The 22,711-nt window shown below is 65.0% G+C and carries 20 protein-coding genes and 1 pseudogene; 10 read left to right on the top strand and 11 right to left on the bottom strand.

Going from position 1 to position 22,711, the window contains the following annotated elements; genetic code table 11:
- Positions 1-10: 10 nt before the first annotated feature.
- Positions 11-1,765, bottom strand: coding sequence for an ABC transporter ATP-binding protein (locus tag CO731_RS25940; RefSeq protein ID WP_108609471.1), 1,755 nt, complete (start codon positions 1,763-1,765; stop codon positions 11-13).
- Between the two features lie 236 nt (positions 1,766-2,001).
- On the opposite strand from CO731_RS25940, the gene CO731_RS25935 reads away from it, so the two are divergent.
- The 7 genes from CO731_RS25935 to CO731_RS25895 all read left to right on the top strand — a co-directional run bounded on the left by CO731_RS25935 (position 2,002) and on the right by CO731_RS25895 (position 9,890).
- Entirely contained in the window at positions 2,002-3,027 is a 1,026-nt protein-coding gene (locus CO731_RS25935) for a BMP family protein (RefSeq protein ID WP_108610063.1), read from the top strand.
- Positions 3,028-3,198: 171 nt separating this feature from the next.
- Positions 3,199-4,731, top strand: coding sequence for an ABC transporter ATP-binding protein (locus CO731_RS25930; RefSeq protein ID WP_108609470.1), 1,533 nt, complete (start codon positions 3,199-3,201; stop codon positions 4,729-4,731).
- A gap of 234 nt (positions 4,732-4,965) precedes the next feature.
- A complete protein-coding gene (locus CO731_RS25920) occupies positions 4,966-6,015 on the top strand; it encodes an ABC transporter permease (RefSeq protein ID WP_108609468.1) in 1,050 nt (349 codons plus the stop codon).
- 271 nt (positions 6,016-6,286) lie between these two features.
- Positions 6,287-7,228, top strand: a complete 942-nt coding sequence (locus tag CO731_RS25910; RefSeq protein ID WP_108609467.1) for an ABC transporter permease — start codon at positions 6,287-6,289, stop codon at positions 7,226-7,228.
- Positions 7,225-8,517 (top strand): amidohydrolase family protein, encoded by a 1,293-nt coding sequence (locus tag CO731_RS25905; protein WP_108609466.1) that lies wholly within the window; start codon positions 7,225-7,227, stop codon positions 8,515-8,517. Before CO731_RS25910 ends, CO731_RS25905 begins: the two co-directional genes overlap by 4 nt.
- A 77-nt stretch (positions 8,518-8,594) precedes the next feature.
- Entirely contained in the window at positions 8,595-8,855 is a 261-nt protein-coding gene (locus CO731_RS25900) for a hypothetical protein (RefSeq protein WP_199914656.1), read from the top strand.
- Positions 8,856-8,969: 114 nt separating this feature from the next.
- Positions 8,970-9,890: a DMT family transporter gene (locus CO731_RS25895; RefSeq protein ID WP_108609464.1), complete on the top strand. Its 921-nt coding sequence runs from the start codon at positions 8,970-8,972 to the stop codon at positions 9,888-9,890.
- A gap of 3 nt (positions 9,891-9,893) precedes the next feature.
- On the opposite strand, the gene CO731_RS25890 is transcribed toward CO731_RS25895, so the two are convergent.
- From CO731_RS25890 to CO731_RS25880, 3 genes are all read right to left on the bottom strand, one after another.
- Entirely contained in the window at positions 9,894-10,379 is a 486-nt protein-coding gene (locus CO731_RS25890; RefSeq protein WP_245439534.1) for a CAP domain-containing protein, read from the bottom strand.
- Between the two features lie 70 nt (positions 10,380-10,449).
- Entirely contained in the window at positions 10,450-12,891 is a 2,442-nt protein-coding gene (locus CO731_RS25885; protein ID WP_108609463.1) for an FAD-dependent oxidoreductase, read from the bottom strand.
- Between the two features lie 2 nt (positions 12,892-12,893).
- A complete protein-coding gene (locus tag CO731_RS25880; protein WP_108609462.1) occupies positions 12,894-13,778 on the bottom strand; it encodes a choline/ethanolamine kinase family protein in 885 nt (294 codons plus the stop codon).
- A 214-nt stretch (positions 13,779-13,992) separates the two neighbouring features.
- On the opposite strand from CO731_RS25880, the gene CO731_RS25875 reads away from it, so the two are divergent.
- From CO731_RS25875 to CO731_RS25865, 3 genes and pseudogenes are all read left to right on the top strand, one after another.
- Entirely contained in the window at positions 13,993-14,757 is a 765-nt protein-coding gene (locus CO731_RS25875; protein ID WP_108609461.1) for a DeoR/GlpR family DNA-binding transcription regulator, read from the top strand.
- Between the two features lie 120 nt (positions 14,758-14,877).
- Positions 14,878-15,111 (top strand): annotated as a pseudogene (locus tag CO731_RS25870) (SAM-dependent methyltransferase); the annotation flags it as partial.
- Entirely contained in the window at positions 15,108-15,725 is a 618-nt protein-coding gene (locus CO731_RS25865) for a DedA family protein (RefSeq protein ID WP_108609460.1), read from the top strand. The pseudogene CO731_RS25870 and the gene CO731_RS25865, both read left to right, overlap by 4 nt.
- 21 nt (positions 15,726-15,746) lie before the next feature.
- Here the strand turns inward: CO731_RS25865 and CO731_RS25860 are convergent, their stop codons facing one another.
- From CO731_RS25860 to fdhF, 7 genes are all read right to left on the bottom strand, one after another.
- A complete protein-coding gene (locus CO731_RS25860) occupies positions 15,747-16,061 on the bottom strand; it encodes a hypothetical protein (RefSeq protein WP_108609459.1) in 315 nt (104 codons plus the stop codon).
- 42 nt (positions 16,062-16,103) lie between these two features.
- Complete coding sequence (locus tag CO731_RS25855; protein ID WP_108609458.1) at positions 16,104-16,466, bottom strand: nuclear transport factor 2 family protein; 363 nt, start codon at positions 16,464-16,466, stop codon at positions 16,104-16,106.
- Between the two features lie 55 nt (positions 16,467-16,521).
- Positions 16,522-16,998: a carboxymuconolactone decarboxylase family protein gene (locus CO731_RS25850; RefSeq protein WP_108610061.1), complete on the bottom strand. Its 477-nt coding sequence runs from the start codon at positions 16,996-16,998 to the stop codon at positions 16,522-16,524.
- A gap of 104 nt (positions 16,999-17,102) precedes the next feature.
- Entirely contained in the window at positions 17,103-18,656 is a 1,554-nt protein-coding gene (locus CO731_RS25845) for an alpha/beta fold hydrolase (protein ID WP_108609457.1), read from the bottom strand.
- Between the two features lie 93 nt (positions 18,657-18,749).
- Positions 18,750-19,001, bottom strand: a complete 252-nt coding sequence (locus tag CO731_RS25840) for a formate dehydrogenase subunit delta (RefSeq protein WP_108609456.1) — start codon at positions 18,999-19,001, stop codon at positions 18,750-18,752.
- Positions 18,991-19,818: a formate dehydrogenase accessory sulfurtransferase FdhD gene (gene fdhD / locus CO731_RS25835; protein WP_108609455.1), complete on the bottom strand. Its 828-nt coding sequence runs from the start codon at positions 19,816-19,818 to the stop codon at positions 18,991-18,993. Before fdhD ends, CO731_RS25840 begins: the two co-directional genes overlap by 11 nt.
- A 7-nt stretch (positions 19,819-19,825) precedes the next feature.
- Positions 19,826-22,705: a formate dehydrogenase subunit alpha gene (gene fdhF, locus CO731_RS25830; protein WP_108609454.1), complete on the bottom strand. Its 2,880-nt coding sequence runs from the start codon at positions 22,703-22,705 to the stop codon at positions 19,826-19,828.
- Between the last annotated feature and the right edge of the window lie 6 nt (positions 22,706-22,711).

Genomic DNA, 22,711 nt, shown 5'->3' with positions numbered 1-22,711 from the left:
CTCACGGCGATCAGCGCATCAGCTGGAATTCGTAGAGCCGGCGATAGAGCCCGCCAGCTTCCAGAAGATCGGCATGGCGGCCCTGTTCGGTAACCTTGCCGTCCTGCATCACCACGATGTTGTCGGCCTGGTGAACGGTCGACAGCCGGTGTGCGATCGCAATCGTCGTGCGGCCCGCCGACAGCTTTTCCAGTGCCTCGCGGAACAGCGCCTCGGATTCGGCGTCGAGCGCACTGGTGGCTTCGTCCAGCAAAAGCACGTTGGCATCGCGCAGGATGGCGCGCGCGATCGACAGCCGCTGCTTCTGGCCACCCGAAAGCAGGGCGCCGTTCTCGCCGACCTGCGTCGCATAGCCGTTCTTCAGCGCCGTGATGAAGTCGTGCGCGTTGGCGGCCTTGGCGGCTGCGATCACCTCTTCGTCGCTGGCGCCTTCGCGGCCGAGCCGGATGTTGTGCATGATCGTGCCGGTAAACAGGAAGGTATCCTGGCTGACATAGGCGATGCGGTCGCGCACCGAATGCAGCGTCGTATGCGAAATGTCCTGCCCGTCGAACAGCACTTGGCCGCTGTCGGGATCGTACATGCGCATGATCAGGTTCATGATCGTCGACTTGCCGCTGCCCGAGGGGCCGACGAGCGCGGTCATCTTGCCAGGGGGGAAGACTAGGTCGAGATCGCGCAGCACCGGCTCGCCGTCGGCATAAGAGAAGCTGAGATACTTGAGTTCGATCCTGCCGGGGCCGGGCAACAGTGCCTCGGCACCAGGCTTTTCGGTAATCGTCAGCGGCCGGTCGGTAAGTTCGAACATCATGCGCACGCCGACCAGGCCGGCCTCGAGCGAAACGCGGAACCGCGCCAGCCGCTTGGCCGGCTCGTAGGCCAACAGCAGCGCCGTGATGAACGACATGATGCTGCCCGGGGTCTGGCCGCCCTGGACGACGAGATAGCCGCTGACCAGCACCACGCCGGCGATGGCGAGGCCGGCCAGCGTTTCCATGATCGGGCTGGTGCCGGCTTCGAGCGCGGCAATGGTGTTGGCGCGCTGCTCGACGTCGGAGACGGCACGGTGCATGCGGCTGCGCATCAGGGATTCGAGATTGAAGGATTTGACGATGCGCACACCGACCGTCGTCTCCTGCATCACCTGCACGATCTGCGCCAGCGACATGAACTCCGCCTCCATGATCTTGCGCACCCGGCGCAGGATCTGGTTGACGCCGAAGATGGCGATCGGGCCGACGATGAAGGCGACCAGCGACAGAACCGGCTGCTGGTATACCATCACCGCAACCAGGCCGAGCAGCGAAAACAGGTCGCGCACGAAGGAGGTGACGATGACGTCGAGCACCGCACGCGCCGCCTGCGCATTGTGGGTGACGCGGGTGATCAGGTCCGACGACGGGATCGAATGGTAAAAGGAGATGCCTTGCGCCAGGATGCGATCGTAGATCTTGCGCTGGCGGTCGGCGATGATGCTGTTGCCGACACGGCTCAGGAAGAAGGCCTGGACGAACGTCGCCACGCCCTTGAGGATGAATATCCCCGCCACCATCGCCGCGATCATGTAGACGCGGTTGATGTCCTTGCCGATGACGAACTCGTTGGTGATGTCCTGCATGATCCAGGCGCTGGCCGCCGTCATGCCGGCCACCACGAGCATGGCGACGATTGCGATACCGTAGCCAAGGGCATGCTGGCGGAAGGACTCGCGCAGCAATCGAAAGATCAGGCGGTGATTCTGCGTCGGACGAAAAAATCCAAACAAATCAATGGGTCCCTTGAGGCGCGGCCCCCCGTGCGGGCCTATATAAAGCACCTGCGGGCGAAGGGAAACGGGAGATGTGCTGCCAATGCAAGGACCTGCCGTGGCAGTGCGCAAGGAGACGGTGGACAGCAGGCTGCCTGCGGATTGCCGGCATTCCGGATTTCGCATACCGTTGACCAAACGATAAAAAACGCGCCTTCGCCAAAGAAGACCAAAACCAGCCAGAGGTGGAAAGAATGCCAAGAAATTCAAACGATTTCGGCTTGTCTCGGCGTACGCTGATCAAGGCTGCGGGTGCCTCCGCCGCCGTGGCGGCGGTGGGGCTGCCGGTGCGGCTTTTCGCGGCCGACCCGATCAAGGTCGCAGCCGTCTACACGGTTCCGGTCGAGCAGCAGTGGGTCAGCCGCATCCACAAGGCGGCCAACGCCGCCAAGGACCGCGGCGACATCGAATATGTCTATTCGGAAAACACCGCCAACAACGACTATGAGCGTGTCATGCGCGAATATGCCGAGGCCGGCCACAAGCTCATCCTCGGCGAGGTTTTCGGCGTCGAGGACGCCGCCCGCGCGGTGGCCAAGGACTATCCCGACGTCGCCTTCCTGATGGGCTCCAGCTTCAAGCCCGACGCCGCCGTGCCGAACTTCTCGGTCTTCGACAACTACATCCAGGACGCGTCCTACCTCTCCGGCCTCGTTGCCGGCGCGATGACCAAGTCGAAGAATATAGGCATGGTCGGCGGCTACCCGATCCCCGAGGTCAACCGCCTGATGAACGCCTTCATGGCCGGCGTGAAGGAAGTGGCCCCCGACACCAAGTTCCAGGTCGCTTTCATCGGCTCGTGGTTCGATCCGCCCAAGGCCAAGGAAACCGCCTTCGCCCAGATCGACGGCGGCGCCGACCTGCTCTACGCCGAGCGTTTCGGCGTCTCTGATGCCGCCAAGGAAAAGAAGGTGCTGGCCATCGGCAACGTCATCGATACCCAGGCCGACTATCCCGAAACCGTCGTCGCCTCTGCGCTGTGGCACTTTGAGCCGACGCTCGACAAGGCGATTGCGGAAGTGAAGGCCGGCACCTTCAAGGCCGACGACTACGGCGTCTATTCCTTCATGAAGAACGGCGGCTCGTCGCTGGCTCCGCTCGGCACCTTCGAGGGCAAGGTGCCCGACGAGATCAAGGCCAAGGTCGCCGAGAAGGAAAAGGCGATCAAGGACGGCTCGTTCACCGTCGAGATCAACGACGCCGAGCCCAAGTCGACCTAGCGCTTTCCACCTCTCCCCTTGCGGGAGAGGTCGGATTACCCCGCAGCGGCAAGGTTGGCAATGGTGAGGGGTATTCCAAGTTGGAACACCCCTCATCCGACCTCGCTCCGCTCGGCCACCTTCTCCTACAGGGGGAGAAGGGGTCGCCCAATCGCCCCGCCCGGATCGCGAATGTCGCCCAACACCTCAGAAGCCGTCCTTAGCCTCTCCGGCATCACCAAGCGGTTCGGCCCGCTCGTCGCCAACGACGCCATTTCCTTCGAGCTGAAGCGTGGCGAAGTGATCGCGCTGCTCGGCGAGAACGGTGCCGGCAAGACGACGCTGATGAACATCCTCTTCGGCCACTACGTCGCCGACGAGGGCACGGTCGAGGCCTTCGGCAAGCCGTTGCCGTCGGGCGATCCGCGCGCAGCACTCGATGCCGGCATCGGCATGGTGCACCAGCATTTCACCCTGGCCGACAACATGACGGTGCTGGAAAACATCGCCCTCGGCACCCAGAGCCTGTGGCGTCCGCGCCTCGACCGGGCCGCCGCGCGCAACCGCATCGGACAGCTCTCCACCGATTTCGGCCTGGCGGTCGACCCCACTGCAACCGTCTCGACCCTTTCCGTTGGCGAGCGCCAGCGTGTCGAGATCCTGAAGGCGCTCTACCGCGAGGCCCGCATCCTGATCCTCGACGAGCCGACGGCGGTGCTGACCCCAGCCGAGACCGATGCGCTGTTCCATACGCTGAAGTTGCTTGTCGCCAAGGGCCTGTCGATCATCTTCATTTCCCACAAGCTGCATGAGGTCATGGCCGTCAGCGACCGCGTGCTGGTGCTGCGCTCCGGCCGGCTCGCCGGCGAACGCGAAACCAAGGCGACCGATCGCAAGGCACTGGCGGCCCTGATGGTCGGCCAGGAGGTCAAGCCGGCGGAGGTCAGCCCGGTCCAGGTTGGCGCGCCGCTGCTGGTGCTCGACCGTGTCTCCACCGCCCGCCACAATGGCGCCGGCCTCGACGAGGTGTCGCTGACCCTGAGCGCCGGCGAGATCATCGGCCTGGCCGGCGTTTCCGGCAACGGCCAGGCGGCCCTTGCCGCTCTCATCGCCGGCACAAGGCGCCCCACCGGCGGCGGCATTTCCATTGCCGGCCAACCGGTCGGCGACTGGTCGCCACAGGCAGCGCTCGGCCATGGCGTTGCCCGCATCCCGGAAGACCGCCATGCCGTCGGCACCATCGGCGACATGAGCGTCACCGAGAACGTCATCGCCGAGCGCTACGGCAGTCCGCGCTTCAGCCGCATGGGCTTCCTCGACTGGAAGGCTGCGCGCCGCTTCGCCGAGGAGATCATCGCCGACTACGACGTCAAATGCCCGTCGCCCGAGGCGCGCATCCGGCTGCTTTCGGGCGGCAACATGCAGAAGCTCATCCTCGGCCGCGCGCTTGATCCCGAGCCGGCGGTCATCCTCGCCAGCCAGCCGACGCGCGGCCTCGATGTCGGCGCGGTCGCCTATGTCCATCGCATGCTGCTTGCCGCGCGCGAGCGGGGGGCAGCGGTCCTGCTGATCTCGGAGGACCTGGAGGAAATCCTGGCGTTGTCGGACCGCATCGTCGTGATGTCCAAGGGGCGGCTTTCGAGCCCGTCGGCGCGCGGCGAGCGCAGCATTCGCGAACTAGGGGAACTGATGGCAGGTCACGGCGAAGAGGGGCAGGCGGCGTGAGCAACGAGTGCACATTTGGTCGGGCCGTGCTCGACGTTGCCCCCCTCTGTCCTGCCGGACATCTCCCCCGCAAGGGGGGAGATTGGCCGGCCGCGCCAGTTTCGCTAACCTGCGGAGTTGCAGAAAGGGTGCTGTCGTCGCCACTGCTGATCTCCCCCCTTGTGGGGAAGATGTCCGGCAGGACAGAGGGGGGCGCTGTCCTGCAGCCATCTCAAGCCGGGGGAAGGCAACGTCATGCGGCTTGAGCCGAAACCCGCGCCGTCGCTGGCGCTCACCCTGCTGTTCCCGATCGCGGCGATTGTTGCCACGCTGCTTATCACCTCGCTGTTGGTGCTCGCGGCCGGGGCTTCTCCGCTGTCGGTCTTCTACCTCGTCGCCAAAGGTGCCGCGGGCTCGCAATTCGCCCTGCTAGAGACGCTGACGCGCGCGACGCCGCTGATCTTCACCGGCCTGGCGGTCGCCGTTGCCTTCCGCGCCAAGCTCTGGAACATCGGCGCCGAGGCCCAGCTTTATGTCGGCGGCATCGTCACCGTGGTGCTCGGCACCGGCGCCCTGCCGCTGCCATCGATCATTCTCATCCCCGTCATCATGCTGGCAGTGATGCTCGCCGGAGGGTTGCTGCTTCTCGGTCCGGCGATCCTGAAGACCCGCTTCGGCGTCGACGAGGTCGTCACCACCCTCCTGCTCAATTTCATCGTGCTGCTGTTCGTCTCGATGCTGCTCGAGGGCGTGCTCAAGGACCCGATGGGCCTTGGCTGGCCGCAGTCGCAGAAGGTCATCGCCGAGGCGCAGTTGCCGCGCATCATCCAGGGCAAGCGGCTGCATTACGGCTTCGTCATCGCCATCGTCTCGGCCATTGTCGTCTGGGTCATCATGAAGAAGACCGTGCTCGGTTACGAGATGCGCGCCGTCGGCCACAATCCCGAGGGTGCCCGCTTCGTCGGCATTCCGGTCAACCGCGTGCTGATGAAGACGGCACTCCTGTCGGGCGGGCTGGCGGCACTTGCCGGCTTCTCCGAAGTGTCGGGCCTCAAGGGCAACCTGACGCTCGACCTGTCGCCGGGCTACGGCTATTCGGGCATCGTCGTCGCCATGTTGGCAATGCTGAACCCGCTCGGCGTCATCGCCTCGGCCGTCTTCGTCGCCGGCATCTTCGTCGGCGCCGACGCCATGAGCCGCGTCGCCAAGGTGCCGAGCTACATCGCCGACGTCATGGTCGCCACCTCGCTGCTGACGATGGTGGTGGCGATCCTGCTGACGCGGTTCCGGGTGAGGTGGAGGTGATGGCTGTGATCCTTCGCGCCCCCCTCTGGCCTGCCGGCCATCTCCCCCTCAAGGGGGGAGATCAGTCGCGTCGACGCCGCACCAATTCCTGCCGCGTCGCAATGCGCTTTGGCAGACATGGCGAAACCTTTCTGCCGCCGATGATTGGGCGAGGCGCTGGTCACAGCTTGATCTCCCCCCTTGAGGGGGAGATGGCCGGCAGGCCAGAGGGGGGCAACGTAAGGCGCCCACATCGGTTGATGCAGGCAGTATCGAGGCGGAGAGCCCTCTGATGGACGCGTTTGAAATCCTCTTCACCGCCTCCTTCTGGGTCGCTGCCATCCGCATCGCCTCGCCGCTGATCTTCGCCACCATGGGCGAACTGATCTGCGAGCGCGCCGGCGTGCTCAACCTCGGCATCGAGGGCATCATGACTGCTGGCGCCTTTGCCGGCTGGTTCACCGTCTATGCCGGCGGCGACCTGTGGACGGGGGTGCTCGTGGCTGCCCTTGCCGGCGCGATGTTCGGCCTGTTGCATGCGACGCTGACCGTGCCGCTCGGCCTGTCGCAGCATGTCGTCGGCATCGGCATCACGCTGCTTGCCACCAGCCTGACCTATTTCATCTATCGCCTGGCGCTGCCCGAGGTGACCTCGCCGCCCAAGATCGAGCCATTCCAGCCGCTGCCGATCCCCGGCCTGTCGAAGATCCCGGTGCTTGGCGAAGCGCTGTTTTCGCAGACGCCGCTGACCTATCTTGCCTTCCTCACCGTCGCAGTCGTCGCCTGGGTGCTCTACCGCACGCCCGTCGGCCTTGCCGTCCGGGCCGCCGGCGAGAACCCGTCGGCCGTCGAGGCGCAGGGCATTTCGGTCACTGGCATCCGCATCGGCGCCGTCATGGTCGGCAGCGCGCTGATGGCGGTCGGTGGCGCCTTCCTCACCATGTCGGCCTTCAACTCGTTCTTCTTCGAGATGATCAACGGCCGCGGTTGGATCTGCATTGCGCTGGTGGTGTTCGGCTCGTGGCGGCCGGGCAAGGCGCTGATCGGCGCCATCCTGTTTGCCGCGTTCGACGCCTACCAGGTTCGCCTGCAGCAGATGTCGGGCGGCATCGTGCCCTACCAGGTGTTCCTGATGATGCCCTATGCGCTGTCCATCCTGGCCCTGATCCTGGTGGCGCGCCGCGCTACCTATCCCAAGGCGCTGATGATCCCGTACCAGAAAGGCGAAAGATGAGCTTCGACCTGATCGTCAAGGGCGGCACGCTGCCCGATGGAACCGTTGCCGACATCGGCATCAAGGGCGACCGCATCGCCGCGATCGAACCGCGCATCGACGCCGCCGCCGGCCGTGTCGTCGATGCCTCCGGCAACCTCGTGTCGCAGCCCTTCGTCGATCCGCATTTCCATATGGACGCGACGCTGTCCTACGGCCTGCCGCGCATCAATGCGTCGGGCACGCTGCTCGAAGGCATTTCGCTGTGGGGCGAACTCAAGCCGCTGCTCACGCATGAGGCGGTCAAGGAGCGCGCGCTCGCTTACTGCGACTGGGCCGTGTCGATGGGCCTGCTCGCCATCCGCACCCATGTCGACACCTGCGACGACCGGCTGCTCGCCGTCGAGGCCCTGCTCGAAGTCAAGAAGGAGATCGCACCCTATATCGATCTCCAGCTCGTCGCCTTCCCGCAGGACGGGCTCTATCGCTCCCCGACAGCCCGGGAAAACACCATCCGCGCCCTCGACATGGGTGTCGATGTCGTCGGCGGCATACCCCATTTCGAGCGCACCATGGCCGACGGCACGCGTTCGGTGACCGAACTCTGCGAGATCGCGGCGGCGCGTGGGCTGATGGTCGACCTGCATTGCGACGAGACCGACGACCCGCTGTCGCGCCACATCGAGCAACTCGCCTACGAGGCCCAACGCCTCGGCCTGCAGGGCAGGGTGGCCGGTTCGCATCTGACGTCGATGCACTCGATGAACAATTACTACGTCTCGAAGCTGTTGCCGCTCATCGCTGAAGCCGGCGTGTCCGCGATCCCCAATCCGCTGATCAACATCATGCTGCAGGGCCGCCACGACACCTATCCCAAGCGCCGTGGCATGACCCGCGTCCCCGAGATGCTCAAGGCCGGCATCCGCGTCGGCTGGGGCCAGGATTGCGTGCTCGACCCGTGGTATTCGCTCGGCACCGCCGACATGCTCGATGTCGCCTTCATGGGCCTGCATGTCGCCCAGATGTCGTCGCCCGCCGACATGCGCCGCTGCTTCGACATGGTCACCAGGGTCAATGCCGAGATCATGGGGCTCGACCATCTCGGCCTCGCGGTCGGCAAGACGGCGAGCCTCGTCGTGCTCGACGCCGGCAATCCGATCGAGGCGGTGCGCCTGCGCGCCGAGCGGCTGTGCGTCGTCGCCAAGGGCAAGGTCGTGGCCGAGCGCCCGAAGCGCGATACGTCACTTTCGATCAAGGGCCGTCCGGCGAGCATCAACCGCCGCCACGTCGTGCCGCCGCAAGCGAGCTAGCATTGCGAAAGACTTTTCTGCGCGGGCGATAAAGTCTACTATGGAAGTCTAGAATCTCTTGAGATCATGCAAGGAGGATCGTCATGCGGATCAGGATAGCCTTGGTGCTGGCCTGCACCACTCTTCTTGCCGGCTGCGTCTCATCCGAAGAGCAGCGCGCCCGTGACGAGGAAAAGTGCCGTTCCTACGGCTTCACCAAGCGCAATGACGCCTTCGCCGAATGCCTGCAGCGCATCGAACTCGACCGTCGCGCCGAGTTCCGCCGTCGCAGCGAGTTCGATGACTGGGATCGACCGTTCGTCGTCTATCGCCCGATCGTCGTCGCGCCCAGCCCGTGATCGCTGGCGCTGCGACGCAGCAACGCATGGTCCAGGGCACTTAGCTCTCGCAAAGACGGCGTTGCGGGCCTAGATAGGCGCGATCCGGGCCCGTTGCCCGCGGACGTTGACACCATGACATTTCGACAAGCCATAGCCCTGCCCAAGGGGAACCTCGTTCTCGCGGGCGTCCTGCTGATGCTGCTGGGCGACTTCATGTTCGCCCTCAACGATGCCATGGGCAAATGGCTGGTCACCAGCTTCTCCGTCGGCCAGGTGCTTTTCATCCGCTCGGTCGGCGCCTTCATCATCCTCGGCCCGATGATCGCCAAGCAAGGCGTAGCCCCTCTGACAAGGGTCGAGCGCCCGGGCCTGCAGGTGCTTCGCGTCGTGCTCGCCACGGCCGATACGGGCTTTTTCTATGCCGCCGTCGCCTACTTGCCGCTGGCCGACGTCATGACCTTCTACATGGCAGGCCCGATCTACATCGCCGCCCTTTCGCACTTCTTCCTTGGCGAAAAGGTCGGCTGGCGCCGGTGGATCGCCATCGTGCTCGGCTTCTGCGGCGTGGTCATTGCGCTTCGACCGTCGACAGCCTCGCTGTCCTGGCCGTCGCTGTTCGCCATCGTCGGCAGCCTGTCCTTCTCCGTCACGCTGATCCTCAGCCGCAAGCTGCGCGCCACCAACGACACCACGCTCGTTACCTGGCAGACGGTGGGCGCGCTTATTGTCGGCGGTGTGCTGGCGGTCGCCGACTGGCGCGCGCCAAGTGCGCTCGACTGGTCGGCCATGCTGCTGCTCGGCGTCGTCTCATGCGCGGCGCACCTGATGATTACGCGCGCGCTCAAGCTCGCGCCCGCCTCGCTGCTGGCGCCGCTGCAATACACGCTGCTTCTGTGGGCAATTGTCATGGGCATCGCCTTCTTCGGCGATTACCCCGATGCTCAGGGCCTCATCGGCTCGGCGATCATCGTCGTTGCCGGCCTGTTCATCTTCCACCGCCAGAAGGTGGTCGACAAGGCCGAACCAGAGACGGTGCCGACCAGCGTGCACTGAGCGTTATTTGCCCAGCACCAGCGCCCAGTAGCGCTTGTCGCTGCCCTTGGCCTCGCGCACATAGGCGAGGCCGAACTTGCTGAAGCGCGGGTCGAGCATGTTGCGGCGGTGCCCGGCGGAGTTCATCCACATCGAAAACAGCTTGGCCGGCTCCATGCCGCCATGGGCGATGTTTTCGGCTGCAGCACCTGCAACGCTGTTGTCATTCATGCGGGCGGCGAAATCCTTGCCCCAGCCGGTGGTGTGCTCCATCTTGCCGCTGCGCGCCATGTAGCCCGCCTGCTGCAGTGCTGCGCGCTCCAGCGTCGAGTCGGGGCGCAGCGGCGGCAGGCCGTGCTCGGAGCGGATGGTCTGGAGATAGGCTATGCCTGTCGTCGACGCGCCGGCACCGTCACCGGCCATGTTCGAACCGGTCTGGCAGGCGGCCAGGAAAAGCAGTCCGCCCATCGCCGTTGCGCGCAATGCCGCGCGCGCCATCTGTTTCGCCATCATCAGGTCCTTGTCTCGTGCCCGTCCTTGCGAGCCTTGATAAGGCAGATCATGGCTTTTTGGCGAGCACCTACCCCTTCACACGTGCTGCGGCGGGATCGAACAGCGGCTCGAGGTGGATCTTCGCCGCAACCCGCTCCATGGCGACCACCAGCTCGTAGCTGCCGCCGGTGAGGAACGCATCGTCGACGCCTCCGGCGTCGCGGACGTAACCGAAGCCGATGTTCTTGCCCACTGTGTAGCCATAGCCGCCGCTGGTGAGGTAGCCGACCGGCTGGCCGTCGCGCAGGATCGTCTCGCGCCCGACAAGCACTACCTCCTTGTCATCCACGGTGAAGCAGGCGAGCCGCTTGGTCAGCGGCGCGTTGCCGAGCTTCTCCAGCGCCTTGCGGCCGAGGAAGTCGATGTTCTTCTTCAGCTTCACCGCCCAGCCAAGTCCCGCCTCGAATGGCGTGTCGTTGGGGGTGATGTCCGAGCCCCAGGCGCGGTAGCCCTTTTCCAGCCGCAGCGATTCCAGCGCGCGGTAGCCGATCGGGCGGATGCCGTGTGCAGCGCCCGCCGCCATCAGCGCGTCGAACACCTCGCCTGTAGCCTCGATCGGCACATGCAGTTCCCAGCCGAGTTCGCCGACATAGGTCACGCGCAGCGCCCTGATGGTGGCACCGGCGATGGCGATCTCCTTGATATGGCCGAAGGGGAAGGCAGCGTTGCAGACGTCGGCATCGGTGACGGCTTCGAGCACTTTCCGCGCATTCGGCCCCATCAGCGACAGCGTGCCGAACTGCTCGGTGACATCGACCAGCCTCGCGTCCAGCCCCTCCGGAATGTGGTCGCTGATCCAGGCCAGGTCGTGGGTGCGGAAGCCGGTGCCGGTAATGATGTAGAACTTGTCTTCTGCCAGCCGCGCCACGGTCAGGTCGGCCTCGATGCCGCCCCGCGTGTTGAGCAACTGCGTATAGGTCAGCCGCCCCGCAGGCTTCGACACGTCATTGGCGCAGATGAAGTCGAGCGCCTGCTGCGCGTCCTTGCCCGTCATTTCGTATTTGGCGAAGGACGACTGGTCGAAGACGCCGACCGCCTCGCGCACATGGGCGTGCTCGGCGCCCACCGGCTCGAACCAGTTCTGGCGGCCCATGGCGTAGACGTCCTTCGCCTCCATGCCCTTGGGCGCGAACCAGTTGGGCCGCTCCCAGCCGAGCTTGGAACCGAAGACGGCGCCATACTTCTTCAGCCGCTCATAGAGCGGCGAGACGATGTAGGGCCGGCCGCTGTCATATTCCTCGTGCGGAAAGCCGATCGTGTAGTGCTTGCCATAGGCCTCGAGCGTGCGGTCGGACACCCATTGACGATCGCGGTGCAGGCCCGAGAAGCGCCGGATGTCGACCACCCACAGGTCGAGCGGCGCTTCGCCGTCGACGACCCATTGCGCCAGCACCCAGCCGGCACCGCCGCCAGAGGCGATGCCGAAGGCGTTGAAGCCGGCACCGACGAACATATTCTGGCACTCGGGCGCCGCCCCCAGGATGAAGTTGCCGTCGGGCGTGAAGCTCTCCGGGCCGTTGATCATCTGCTTGACGCCGACATCAGCCAGTCCGGGCACACGCTCTATCGCCTGCACCATGTGCTGCTCAAAATGGTCGTAGTCGTCGTCGAACAGCCGGAATTCCCAGTCGTTGGGCACGTCGCCTGTGGTCCAGGCTATCGGGTTGGGCTCGTAGCCGCCCATGACAAGCCCGCCGACCTCTTCCTTGAAATAAGTACGCCGGTCAGGGTCGCGGATGGTTGGCGCATCGGTGGCGAGCCCGGGCAGCTTCTCGGTGATGATGTACTGGTGCTTGACCGGCTGCAGCGGCACGTTGATGCCGGCCATCGCACCCACCTGCCGTGCCCATTGCCCGGCGCAGTTCACCACCTTGTCGCAGGCGATGTCGCCTTGGTCGGTCATAACCTTGAGGATACGGCCGTCCTTCATCTCGAAGCCGGTCACGCGCACGTTCTCGAACAGCTTGGCGCCATGCATGCGCGCGCCCTTGGCCAGCGACTGGGTGATGTCGGAGGGGCTCGCCTGGCCGTCGGTCGGCAGCCACGAAGCGCCGACGAGATCCGAGGTCTCCATCAGCGGCCACATGCGCTTGACCTCTTCCGGCGATACCAGCTGCATGTCCATGCCGAAGCTTTTGGCCGTCGTCGCCAGCCGCTTGTATTCGGTCCAGCGGTCCTGGTTGGTGGCGAGCCGCAGGCAGCCCGTCATCTTCCAGCCGGTGGCAAGCCCGGTCTCTGCCTCCAGCCCCTTGTAGAGTTCGACCGAATATTTGAGCACGCGGGTGATCGAGGCCGACGAGCGCAACTGCCCCACCAGTCCCGCCGCATGCCAGGTCGACCCTGAGGTCAGCTTGCCCTGTTCGAGCAGAATCACGTCGGCCTTGTGGTCGCGCGCCAGGTGATAGGCGGTCGAGCAGCCGATGATGCCACCGCCGATGACGACGATCTGTGCATGTGGGGGGAGGGCCATGGTCAGAGTTTTCCGTACAATGTGCGATAGGTTTCGAGCGCCGCATCGAGCTTTCCGAGGTTCTCGGCGGTGTAGGCGACATAGTCGCTGCCCGGAGCGGAGAGGTGGATTTCCGAGACCATGCTCCACATCGCCTCGCGCAGCAGCGAGGCGCACTGCATGGCCGCGTGCGAGCGGCGGATTTCCTGGTCGGGCGGGCCGCCGAAATAGGTGGTGAGCAGATCGTCCGACTCTTGCTCAGTCATCCCTGCATTGGAGGCGATGCCGGCAAGGTCGAACATTCCGGTCGAAAATCCGGCATATTCGAAATCGATCAGCCAAAGCCTGTCGCCGTCGTCGAGGAAGTTGGCCGGCAACAGGTCGTTGTGGCCGAAGACGATCGGCAGGGGCGCCTGCGCCTCCTCGAGCGCGTCGGCCAGTTCGAGATAGCGGGGCAATTCGGCCGTCATCCGGCTGCCGCCGGCCTGAAGCGTGCGGGCATAGTCGCGGATCACGTGGAAGGCCCAGAACATGAAGCCGGGCCCCGAAACATGCCTGGGCATCTCGATATGGAAGCGCCTGACCATGCGGGCGATGCCTGTCGCATTGGCCCGGACATCGCCGGCGCCATAGGTCCTGGCGCCGAGAAACTCCGTCACCATCACGCCGGGTGCCGCATATTGCAGTTCTGGCGCGAAGCCCGCCTCGAAGGCTGCTTTCGCCACCATCACCTCGCGCTCGCGGGTGACGTGATGGAAGGGAAAATCCTTGCCGAAGCGCACGACATGCGCCCCCGACGCGTCGGTCACCACCCAGCTTTCGTTGCTGATGCCGCCCTTCAGCGGCGCGATCGTCACTGCCCCGTTCCACAGCGGCAGGGCGCGGATGCGATCCTCGCTATTCGACATCCAGCCTCTCCGTGCCGTGTCCGGCGCGTTCCCCTTGCGCCCTGGTCTTGTTGACGGGCAGTCTCACGCAGCGGAAGCGGCAGTGTCAATCCGGATTTGTGGTTTTTGTTGTTCTTTTGACCGTATCTGTTGAATATCGCGAGATGAATACGGTAGAGTCAGTCATCGCGAATCTCGGAAACGGCCAAACTGGCCCTTCGAGCGGGGCAGCCTGATGAACCATTCCAAGCGTCACAGCGAAATCCTGCGCCTGCTCGAGGACGAGGGCACGATCACCATCGCCGACCTTGCCGACAAGCTCGGCGTGTCGCTCGAAACCGTGCGTCGGGACGTCAAGCCGCTGGCATCCGACGGAGCGATCCTCAAGATGCACGGTGCCATCGGCCTGCCGTCGGCCGTCGGCGAGGCGCCCTTCGAGCGCCGCATGCGCGAAAATGCCGAGGCCAAGCGTGCCATCGCCAAGGCCGTCGCCGCCACCATCCATGACGGCGAGTCGGTCATGCTCGATACCGGCACCACCACCAGCTATCTTGCCCGGGAACTGCTCGGCCATCGCCGCCTGACGGTGGTGACCAACTCCTCCGACATCGCCCGCACGCTGGCCACCGTCAACGGCAACAAGGTCTACATGGCCGGCGGCGAACTGCGCAGCGACAGCGGTGCTGCCTTCGGCGTCTCGGCCATCGAATTCGTCAGCCGCTTCGCCGTCACCCATGCGGTGATCTCGGCCGGCGCGCTCGACGCGGCCAACGGCGTGATGGACTACGATCTCGAGGAGGCGGAGTTCGCCCGCATGGTGCTGTCGCGCGGCCAGCGTTCGGTCGTCGTCACCGACCATACCAAGTTCGGCCGCCAGGGGCTGGTCCAGGTCTGTGGCTTTTCCGGTTTCACCGAACTCTTCACCGACCGGCAGCCAGCGGACGATCTCACCGGGGCGCTGTCCGATGCCGGCGCGAAGCTCTCCATCGCCGCTGGCTAGGCAGCCGGATCGCTTGCAAAGACTATCCTGAAGCGGGTGCCTCTTTGCTCGCCGCAGGCGAGTTCGATGCGGCCGCCATGGATCTGCATGATCTCATGGACCAGGTTGAGGCCCGGGCCCGCGCCGCGCCGGACACTCGCCATCCTCGAAGGCGTTTTTGCTAATGTCAGGCCCGGCGGGGCGATGTATATGTTCACCTACGGCTTCCGTTGTCCTATCGATCAGCCGCTACTCGACAGGCTCGATCTCGAAGTGACGCGCGTTGGCCATACTTTCCGCAACCTGCCGCCGGCGGCCTTCTATCGGATCACCAGGATGAAGCCGGCAAAGAGTTACGACTGGCGTTTTGCATGATCCCATCGATCCTGGGTTTCGGCCTGTTTGGTGCCGCCGGCCTGGCCTTCACCGAGAAGATATCGCCGGTCCCGCCGTCGCATGTGCTGCTGCTGTTCCTCGGCATGACCGCCGCGCCGGACATGCAGACGCTTGTCGCGCTGATGTTTGCGACCATGGTCGGCTCGACCCTCGGTTCGATGATCTGGTATGCCGGCGGCAACTGGCTGGGGCCTGATCGCGCCGACGCTGCCGTCAAGCGCTTCGGCAAGTACGTTTTCCTCAAGCACGCGACCTATCAGAAGCTGACGCAGGCTTATCGCCGCAACAACTTCCGCGCTTCGCTGATCGCCCAATTGGTGCCGGTGGCGCGCACCTACCTAGCGCTCGAGGCCGGCGTCCTGCGGCTTTCCTTCGTGCCTTTCGCGTTGGCCACGCTTTGCGGCGCCCTGATCTGGAATTCCGCCTTCCTAATCGGCGGCTACCTGATGCGCGATGGCGACCACGATCCCGTGACCATCGGCTTCCGCATCATTGCGATCGTCGTCGCCGCCGAGATTATCTTCCTCTTGGCGCTGCGCCACAGTACCCGAAGGCCGGTCGAAGACCGCCCTCCGGGCGAAACGCATCAGTAGGCATTGGTGGTCGGGTGGTCGTCAGTCAATCACCCGGTAGATGTTCCAGTAGGACGAGCCTGACACGACCAGCGGCTCGAGCCGTTTGCCCCATTGGGCGTGGGCGTCGAGTTTGGAGATCTTGGCGAACATGTCGTCGAGTTGCGCCAGGCTCTCGACCGTATGGTTGACCTCGATCGCCGCCTCCTTGGCGCCGATCGATCCGGTCAGGATCTGCATCGCCATCTGGTCGGTGCCGGCCTGCGGACCGATCTCCCGTTCCCATTGGCGCAGCAGCTCGATTGCACCCTGCTTGTGCCCGAAGCGGGCATCGATCTTCCAGCGTGCGACGAACATGGCTTCCTCCCTTTTTGCGGACGACCATTCGTCCGCATTCGATCACTCGTCCCAGGCCTGCACGACGGTCTGCCGCGCGATCTTGCCATCCTTGAGTTCAAGCATGGCCGCGCAGAAGACCTTGGTGCCGTCGGGGTAAGAGCAGGCTTGCGAGAAGGCGAGGCTGTCGCCTTGCGCGATGGTGGTGTCGACGCGGTGGGTCATCGCCCGGCTGCAGATGTCGTCCCAGAACGTGGTGATCGCAGCCCGGCCGCGGATCTCGCGCGGCTTGCTCGGTGGGTTGTTGCGGTCGATGACGCGCACCAGCGCGTCGTCGGCATAGAAGCTGGACAGCATCTTGCCGTCGCGGCCTTCGATCGCCTTCTTGATCGAGGCGCCGGTCACGGCTTCCTTGGTGGCAAGCATTTGTTCCTCCTGTTGGCGTCCCCGGCGGGACGCCCGGTTGATTGATCTCAGCGGTCTATTGCGACTTGGCCTTGGCTGCGGCCATCACCGTGTCGACCTCTTGCTTGAATTGCGGGTAGTCGACCTGCATGCCGTTCAGCACCGTCGACCAGTGCCGCACGGTCGCAGACATCGCCACGGCCTCGCGGATTTCCTCGTCGGTGGCGCCGTTGGCCTTGGCCGCTACGGTGTGGAAATAGATGCAGTACTGGCACGGTATCTGTGCTGCCACCGCCAGGCCGAGCAGTTCCTTGGTCTTGCCGTCCAGCTCGGTCTTGGGATTGAGCTGCACGCCCTTGAACTCGGCCCAGGCGCCGGCGATGCCGGACTCCGGAAACTGCTTGAAGAAGCCGGGCACCGAGCCGAGCGTGGCCTCGATATCCCGGTAGGTTGCCTCAGCCGAACTGTCCTCGGCGAGCGCGCTCGATGCGATGAGCGCGGAGAACCCGGCTGCGACCGCCAGCGCTGCGAACACCTCACGTGCCTTGGTCATGACTTCCTCCATCCGCAGGTCCATGGCCATTTTGCCTGCCTGCTTGGGGAGAATTTGTAGTCCTCGGTATGGCTCTTCCGCTTCGCCCGGACGGGCCATTTCCGCTATGGCCCGTCCGGGCCAGTCTGGCGGGCGGCAAAGGCGGCTGCCGCCGCGCGTGACGGCAGGTCGAGCTTGAACAGGATGTTGGCGACGTGGCGCTTGACCGTGTGTTCGCTGAGGCTGAGCTCGGCTGCGATCGCGGCATTGCTCTTGCCGTCGGCGATCAGCGCCACCACCTCGTTCTCGCGCACTGTCAGTGCCGATGGCTCCACCGCGATCGCCTTGCTGCGGCATGCCGGCTCCAGGTGCTGTTCCGACGTCGCCTCGACCAGCGCCATCGGCTCGTCGAGATCGTCGAGGGACAGCCGGCCGGCATCGGCGAAATGCAGGCCCGAGCCGGCGGCGAGGTCGGCGACCAGCCGCGAGGCAAGGATGCCGCCGCGCCCGGCATGGTCGGCGATCTGTGCCGTCACGCGGATCGCCAGGCCGGAGGGAGGTCCGCGCATCTCGACCTCGCCGACATGCACGCCTTGCGCGCTGGCGATGCCGATGTCCTGGGCCGCCTCGCGCAAGGCGGCGGCGCAGCGCACCGCTCGCGCCGGGCCGTCGAAGCGCGAGACCAGCATCTCGCCATGCTGGTCGGCTACACGGCCGCCGTGGCGACCGACCAGAAGGCGCCAGGTCTCATGAAAGCGCAGGCTGCGTTCCGCCCACATCCGGTCGCCCAGCCGTGCCGTATCCGAAATGCGGGTAACGAGCAGGGCAGCGAGTACCCGCTCCGTGTCGGGTGCTGCATGCGTGCCGGTCAGGAATTCCTCGACCAGATCGGCGACACGGTTGACGTCGCCCGTCCAGATCGGGTGATCGCGCCCGGTGATTTCGGCGAGCCGCGCGCCGGGGATCTTCTGCGCGAGATAGCGGCTGGCGTCCGGATTGACCCGCGCATCGTTGCGGCGATGGATCACCAGCGTCGGCGCGCGGATGCTCGCCAGGACGCCGCGCACGTCGATGTCTGCGTTCATCCGGGCCAGTGCGGCGGCTGCGGTCGGGCTGGCCGACAGCCGCTCGAAGCGTGCCCACCAGTTGGCGAAGCGGCTGTCGTCGACACGTCCGGGCGCAAAGTTAGCCAGCGTCGCGCCCGTGCCCCACGTGGTCGCCGCCGCCTCGATGAAGGCGTCGAGCCGTTCGCGCCCCATCACCCATTTGTCGAACTGCGCGTAGCCGCCATAGAGCACCAGCGAGCGCGTCCGTTCCGGATAGGTGGCGGCAAACAGGATCGCCATCGGCGCGCCTTCGGAGGCGCCCAGGATTGCGGCCCGGCTCGATCCCACTGCGTCCATCACCGCGCGGACATCGTCCATGCGCGTTTCGAGGCTGGGCAGGGCATGCGCGTCGACCCGGTCGGAAAGCCCGGTGCCGCGCTTGTCGAACAGGATCAGGCGGGAAAAGGACGACAACCGGTGCAACAGCCGGCTGTAGCCTTCGTCTTCCCAGTGCAGGTCGAGATTGGAGATGAAGCCGGGAACAAAAACGAGGTCGATCGGCCCCTGGCCGACCACCTGATAGGCTATGTGGACGTCACCGCTGCGCGCATATCGGGTCGCGATCGGCCTCATCGGAGCCATCCCATCGGTAGAAACCATTAGGGATGGCTAACATAGCAGATGTTTGGTCGGGGGGAACGGCCTGTTCCGCAGGCTTCGGTGCGGTCAGGCTGCGTCCTGCCTGGGGCGACGGATCGTGGCGGCCGCCTCGATGACAAGCGGCTTCATGCCCTTGCCGCCTTCATCGAACATCTCGAAGAACTGGCGCCGCATGCGCGGATCCCAGAAATCGTTGATGTGCTTGGCGACACCGGCCACACCCTCGTCATGGGGTTTGGTTTCGAAGAAGGTCGCGATCTGGTTCGCCATGTAGACGAGTTTTTCCTTCGTCCCCATCTTGTGCTCTTCATGCGACATTTTTGGCGGCTCCGGTACTTACGCGGTCTGGATGGGTGAAGATGTCGAAATCGTCGCCACGCACGAGTGCAATCAGTGTCATGCCGGCCTGTTCGGCGGTGCGGATGGCCAGTGCGGTTGGCGCCGATACGGCAATGATGAAAGGCGCGCCGATGGCGGCCGTCTTTTGAACCATTTCCACCGACACCCGGCTGGTCACGACCACGGCGCCCGACGCGCCCGATATGCCTGCCTTGTCGAGGGCGCCGGCAAGCTTGTCGAGAGCGTTGTGGCGGCCTACATCCTCGCGCGCCGCGACAATGCCCTTGCCAGGCACGTAGAAGCCGGCTGCGTGTACCGCGCCGGTCTCCGCATGCAGCGGCTGGACCTTGGACAGCAGCTTCACCGCCTGCACGATGTCGTCGGAGGAAAGCCCTGATGTTGCCTTGTGCACATCGTCGACCGAGCGCATCGCCTCTTCGATGGATTCGATGCCGCACAATCCGCAGCCGACAGGCCCGGCGAGACGGCGACGGCGCTGCTCGAAGCGCTTGTTCGCCTTGTCCTTGAGCCTGATCTGGATGTCGATGCCGGCCTCGACGTCCAGCACCTCGATCGACTCGATTTCTTCGACCGAGCCGATGATGCCTTCGGTCAGCGAGAAGCCAAGCGCGAAATCGTCGAAGTCGGCCGGGCTCGCCATCATCACCGCATGCGTGGTGCCGCCATAAGACAACGCCACCGGCGTCTCTTCGGGCACCATGCGGTTGGCAACCGTCGTCCCGCTCGCCCGGCGGGCGAGACGGGAGGTCTGGGTGATTGCGGGGCGAGTGGTCACGCCGTCGCTACTCCGCCGCTTCCAGATGCCCGGCAATGCGCCGGCTCTGCTGTGCCTGCTCGTTGTAGCCCTTCTGCCATTCCGACGGCCCGTTGGAGGCGCCGACCTGAACCGCCGTCACCTTGTACTCCGGACAGTTGGTTGCCCAGTCCGAGAAGTCGGTGGTGATGACGTTGGCCTGCGTGTCGGGGTGGTGGAAGGTGGTGTAGACCACGCCTGGCGACACCTTGTCGGTGATCTGCGCCCTGAGCGTCGTCTCGCCGGCGCGGCTCTGCAGCCGCACCCAGTCGCCGTCGCGCAAGCCGCGGTTTTCGGCATCGTGCGGATGGATTTCCAGCAGGTCCTCGGCATGCCAGGCGACGTTTTCGGTACGCCGGGTCTGCGCGCCGACATTGTACTGGCTGAGAATACGGCCGGTGGTAAGCAGCAGCGGGAAGCGCGGGCCGGTCTTTTCGTCCGTCGCGACATATTCGGTACGGATGAACTTGCCCTTGCCGCGGACGAAGCCGTCGATGTGCATGATCGGCGTGCCTTCAGGCGCCTTTTCGTTGCACGGCCACTGCACCGAGCCCATCTTCTCCAGGAAGTCGTAGGAGACGTTGGCGAAGCTCGGCGTCGTCTTGGCAACCTCGTCCATGATCTCGGACGGGTGCTTGTAGTTCCAGTTCAGACCCATTGCCTGGGCGAGTTTCTGCGTCACTTCCCAGTCGGCATAACCGTTCTTCGGGGTCATCACCTTGCGCACGCGGTTGATGCGGCGCTCGGCGTTGGTGAAGGTGCCGTCCTTCTCGAGGAAGGTCGAGCCCGGCAGGAACACGTGGGCGTAATTTGCGGTTTCGTTCAAGAACAGGTCCTGCACGACAACGCATTCCATCGCCTCGAGGCCGGCCGACACGTGCTTGGTGTCGGGGTCCGACTGCAGGATGTCCTCACCCTGGATGTAGATGCCCTTGAACGTGCCGTCGACGGCGGCGTCCAGCATGTTGGGGATGCGCAGGCCCGGCTCGTTGTCGAGCTTGACGCCCCACAGGCTGTCATAGATGTCGCGCACGGCGTCGCCCGAAATGTGGCGGTAGCCCGGCAGTTCGTGCGGGAACGAGCCCATGTCGCAGGCGCCCTGCACGTTGTTCTGGCCGCGCAGCGGGTTCACGCCGACGCCCTTGCGGCCGATATTGCCGGTCAGCATGGCGAGGTTGGCGATGCCGATGACCGTGGTCGAACCCTGGCTGTGCTCGGTCACGCCGAGGCCGTAGTAGATCGCGCCATTGCCGCCGGTGGCGTAAAGGCGGGCGGCACCCCGGATTGTCTCCGCCGGAACGCCCGAAAGCTTCTCGACTTCCTCGGGGCTGTGGCGCGGATCCGAGACGAACTCTGCGTAATCCTGGAATTCCGACCAGTCGCAGCGCTCGCGGATGAATGTCTCGTTGAACAGGCCCTCGGTGACGATGACATGTGCCAGAGCGGTAACCACGGCCACGTTCGTGCCCGGCTTCAGCGCCAGGTGATGCTCAGCCAGGATGTGGGCCGACTTCACCATTTCCGTGCGGCGCGGATCGATGACGATCAGCTTGGCACCGGCGCGCAGGCGCTTCTTCAGGCGTGAAGCGAACACCGGGTGGGCCGAGGCAGGATTGGCGCCGATGATCAGCGCGACATCGGTGTCTTCGACCGAATCGAAGTCCTGCGTGCCGGCCGACGTGCCGTAGGTCTGGCCGAGGCCATAGCCGGTCGGCGAGTGGCAGACGCGGGCGCAGGTGTCGACGTTGTTGTTGCCGAAACCCTGGCGGATCAGCTTCTGCACGAGGAAGGTTTCCTCGTTGGTGCAGCGCGACGAGGTGATGCCGCCCACGGCGCCGCGTCCGTACTGGTACTGGATGCGGCGGAATTCCTTGGTCGTGTAATCGATCGCCTCTTCCCACGACACTTCGCGCCAGGGATCGGTGATCTTCTCGCGGATCATCGGGTTGAGGATGCGCTCCTTGTGGGTGGCGTAGCCGTAGGCGAAGCGGCCCTTGACGCAGGAGTGGCCGCGATTGGCCTTGCCGTCTTTCCACGGCACCATGCGCACCAGCTCTTCGCCGCGCATCTCGGCCTTGAACGAGCAGCCGACGCCGCAATAGGCGCAGGTGGTGACCACCGAGTGCTCGGGCTGGCCGATCTCGATGACCGACTTTTCCGTCAGCGTCGCCGTCGGGCAGGCCTGCACGCAGGCGCCGCAGGAAACGCACTCGCTGTCGAGGAACAGCTCGTGCACGCCCGGCGAAACGCGGCTGTCGAAGCCACGGCCTTCGATGGTCAGCGCAAAGGTGCCCTGAACCTCTTCACAGGCACGCACGCAGCGCGAGCAGACGATGCACTTGGACGGATCGTAGGTGAAGTAGGGGTTGGACTCGTCCTTGGCCATCCACTTGAAGTTTTCGGCGCCGTCGTTCTTGGCGCGAACGTGGTTGTCGCCTTCATAGCCATAGCGCACGTCGCGCAGGCCGACAGCGCCGGCCATGTCCTGCAGTTCGCAGTCGCCATTGGCGGCACAGGTCAGGCAGTCTAGCGGGTGGTCGGAGATGTAGAGCTCCATCACGCCCTTGCGGATATCCTTCAGGCGGCCGGTCTGGGTGTGCACCACCATGCCCGGCATGACGGGCGTGGTGCAGGAAGACGGCGTGCCGTTGCGGCCCTCGATCTCCACCAGGCAGAGGCGGCAGGAGCCGAACGCGTCGACCATGTCGGTGGCGCAGAGCTTCGGGATCTCGATGCCGGCCTCCATCGAGGCGCGCATGATCGAGGTGCCTTCCGGCACGGTGACCTCGAAGCCGTCGACGATCAGGGTGACTTGTTTTTCGGACTTGGAGGCGGGGGTGCCGAAGTCGATTTCGTGTACGAGACCCATGATGCT

It is taken from the genome of Aminobacter sp. MSH1 (genome assembly GCF_003071665.1).
Classification (GTDB): domain Bacteria; phylum Pseudomonadota; class Alphaproteobacteria; order Rhizobiales; family Rhizobiaceae; genus Aminobacter; species Aminobacter niigataensis.
The sequence above is the reverse complement of the archived record's forward strand: the minus strand, read 5'-3'. Positions and strand labels throughout refer to the sequence as shown.

Coding starts and splice junctions, on each gene's coding strand:
- CO731_RS25935 (WP_108610063.1), top strand. CDS start 2,002: ATGCCAAGAAATTCAAACGATTTCGGCTTGTCTCGGCGTACGCTGATC.
- CO731_RS25930 (WP_108609470.1), top strand. CDS start 3,199: ATGTCGCCCAACACCTCAGAAGCCGTCCTTAGCCTCTCCGGCATCACC.
- CO731_RS25920 (WP_108609468.1), top strand. CDS start 4,966: ATGCGGCTTGAGCCGAAACCCGCGCCGTCGCTGGCGCTCACCCTGCTG.
- CO731_RS25910 (WP_108609467.1), top strand. CDS start 6,287: ATGGACGCGTTTGAAATCCTCTTCACCGCCTCCTTCTGGGTCGCTGCC.
- CO731_RS25905 (WP_108609466.1), top strand. CDS start 7,225: ATGAGCTTCGACCTGATCGTCAAGGGCGGCACGCTGCCCGATGGAACC.
- CO731_RS25895 (WP_108609464.1), top strand. CDS start 8,970: ATGACATTTCGACAAGCCATAGCCCTGCCCAAGGGGAACCTCGTTCTC.
- CO731_RS25890 (WP_245439534.1), bottom strand. CDS start 10,379: ATGGCGAAACAGATGGCGCGCGCGGCATTGCGCGCAACGGCGATGGGC.
- CO731_RS25885 (WP_108609463.1), bottom strand. CDS start 12,891: ATGGCCCTCCCCCCACATGCACAGATCGTCGTCATCGGCGGTGGCATC.
- CO731_RS25880 (WP_108609462.1), bottom strand. CDS start 13,778: ATGTCGAATAGCGAGGATCGCATCCGCGCCCTGCCGCTGTGGAACGGG.
- CO731_RS25875 (WP_108609461.1), top strand. CDS start 13,993: ATGAACCATTCCAAGCGTCACAGCGAAATCCTGCGCCTGCTCGAGGAC.
- CO731_RS25865 (WP_108609460.1), top strand. CDS start 15,108: ATGATCCCATCGATCCTGGGTTTCGGCCTGTTTGGTGCCGCCGGCCTG.
- CO731_RS25860 (WP_108609459.1), bottom strand. CDS start 16,061: ATGTTCGTCGCACGCTGGAAGATCGATGCCCGCTTCGGGCACAAGCAG.
- CO731_RS25855 (WP_108609458.1), bottom strand. CDS start 16,466: ATGCTTGCCACCAAGGAAGCCGTGACCGGCGCCTCGATCAAGAAGGCG.
- CO731_RS25850 (WP_108610061.1), bottom strand. CDS start 16,998: ATGACCAAGGCACGTGAGGTGTTCGCAGCGCTGGCGGTCGCAGCCGGG.
- CO731_RS25845 (WP_108609457.1), bottom strand. CDS start 18,656: ATGAGGCCGATCGCGACCCGATATGCGCGCAGCGGTGACGTCCACATA.
- CO731_RS25840 (WP_108609456.1), bottom strand. CDS start 19,001: ATGTCGCATGAAGAGCACAAGATGGGGACGAAGGAAAAACTCGTCTAC.
- fdhF (WP_108609454.1), bottom strand. CDS start 22,705: ATGGGTCTCGTACACGAAATCGACTTCGGCACCCCCGCCTCCAAGTCC.